Source organism: Nitrospirota bacterium (assembly GCA_016212185.1).
GTDB lineage: Bacteria > Nitrospirota > Thermodesulfovibrionia > UBA6902 > DSMQ01 > JACRGX01.
On the sequence record JACRGX010000087.1, the window covers coordinates 1 to 2,400 of the forward strand.

The 2,400-nt window shown below is 43.8% G+C and carries 2 protein-coding genes; both read left to right on the forward strand.

Features of this window, described 5'->3' with window-relative positions:
• Nucleotides 1-838: SUMF1/EgtB/PvdO family nonheme iron enzyme (locus HZA10_10060; protein ID MBI5196649.1), on the forward strand; the 838-nt coding region annotated here is incomplete at its 5' end.
• A 446-nt stretch (nucleotides 839-1,284) separates the two neighbouring features.
• A partial coding sequence (locus HZA10_10065) for a CHASE2 domain-containing protein (GenBank protein ID MBI5196650.1) occupies nucleotides 1,285-2,400 on the forward strand: 1,116 nt, incomplete at its 3' end.

The window sequence follows — 2,400 nt, forward strand, 5'->3', positions numbered from 1 at the left end:
CGACTCAAAGATAGCGGCATTAAATAAATTTATAGACTCCTTTCCTGAAAAGGACCCATATTCAGATGAAGACGAGGCAATGAGAAAAAAGGCAAATGAGCAAATCGCAATGGCAAAAAGGCCAAAAGGCAGCGCACCATACACCGACCCCTTAACCGGCATGGAATTCATCTTTGTCAAAGGTGGGTGTTATCAGATGGGGGATACCTTTGGAGATGGGAACAATGATGAAAAGCCTGTCCATGAGGTATGTGTTGATGACCTTTACATGGGGAAATATGAGGTTACACAAAAAGAGTGGACAGGAATAATGGGAAGCAATCCTTCATCTTTTAAAGACTGCGGAGACAACTGCCCTGTTGAGAAAGTATCATGGAATGATGCACAGGAATACATAAACAAACTTAACAGCAAAACCGGAAAGAACTATCGCCTTCCCACAGAGGCAGAATGGGAATATGCGGCAAGAAGCGGCGGGAAGAACGAAAAATATGCAGGCGGCAATGCTCTTGACAGTGTTGCGTGGTATGACAGCAATTCAGGAATAAAAACCCATGCTGTAGGACAGAAGCAGCCGAATGGACTTGGGCTATATGACATGACAGGCAATGTATTGGAATGGGTGAACGACTGGTATGGAGAGAACTACTATAAGAATAGCCCAAAGGACAATCCAAAAGGAGCTGATAGCGGACAATACCGAGTGCTTCGCGGCGGTTCGTGGTTCTACAAACCGCAGAACTTGCGGGCATCTTACCGCGGTGGGATACGTGCCTGCGGGTCGGGACTTCGTCAACGGTTTTCGTCTGGCATTCTCCGCCCATTAGTTATTTTCTGAGTTCTAAAATTCTATTTTCTAAGGTTTTTGTTTTTGTAGCGGCATTTTTTAACTCGCGCAGCAACAGGTCTTCAGACCTGTTATGTTTAACATGGCTAAAGCCATGTTTCTACGAGTCTTTAGGTTTAAGACGTTTGAGGCATCAAGGCTAAAGCCTTGAGTTACGATAAGACGCTGTAACTCAAACCTTCAGGTTTGAGGTTTCATCTGTCCGGTAGTGCGAGGCTTTAGCCTCGCTGATCCGAAGCGAGACTAAAGTCTCGCACTACGAAAATGAATCAAGGCGAACCTACAAAAAACTTGAACCATAAGCCTATTTTTTTATGAAATGGTGTTGAAAATTTGTCAGTAGATGCGGACATTTATGTCCGCTACTGCCGACAGACCTCCGACCTAAAGGTCGGAGGCTACGAGGTCGGCAACTACAGAGTGAGAGGTATTTTCAGGTGAAGGTCAAAACACCCAAACCTATTGAATGGTTTATAACGCACAAATTCTTTATCTTTTTTATATGGGGATGCGCGGCGGCTGCTGCAAGCCTTCTTCTTTACTGGGCAAAGCCTCATTTTATGGAGGGCGTTGATCTCAAGGCAATAGATGCAAAATTCAAATTCAAGATAAAGACTGCAATTAAACCAACTGATGAAGTCATTATTGTTGCAATAGATGAAAAGAGCATAAATGAACTCGGCAGATGGCCTTGGACCCGCACCACAATTGCAAGACTCATTGAAAAACTCTCTCCTGCAAAGGTTGCTGCGCTTGATATAGTCTTTTCAGAGCCTGAAGAAAAATCCCGCGACGAAGCGCTTGCAAGTTCTATTAAAAAGGCAGGGAATGTTGTTTTGGGATTTTTTTTTAGAGAGGATGCCACGCAGGAACCATCTCCGGAAACATTAGATGACCTCAAACGTTCAAAGATAAATCTTATAAAATCCCTTGGCCATGTTACATCTATCCCTGTGCCTGAAATCGCGGGGCTTGAGGCAAACATCCATCAAATCGCAGAAAAGTCATATAGTTCTGCTGCCTTTAACATCTTTCCAGACAGCGACGGCATTGTCCGAAGTTCTCAACTCCTTTTTTTATATCAGGGAGAAATCTATCCTTCGCTTGTGGTTGGCGCATTAAAAAAATATTTTGGCGCAGAGCCGATTTTAGAAATTGCAAATTACGGCGTTCACAGCCTTATTGTCGGCGATAGGGATATACCTGTTGATGAAACAGGGAGCCTTTTAATAAATTATTATGGCAAGGGCGGGACATTTAAGAGGTATTCCGCATCCGATGTCCTGTCCGGCAGGGTCGGCATAAATGAGATTAAGGACAAGGTTGTATTTGTCGGCGCAACTGAAACAGGCATATATGACATGAGGGCAACACCTGTTGATGCAATATTTCCGGGTGTGGAAATCCATGCGACAGTTGCGGCAGATATTTTACAGAACCGCTATCTTATCAAAGACAACAGGGTCGTTGCATTTGACACAGCAGTTATTATTCTATTGCCGATATTTTTAATGGCTGCCATTGGCAGCGTAAACCGAACATTTATAAGTCTA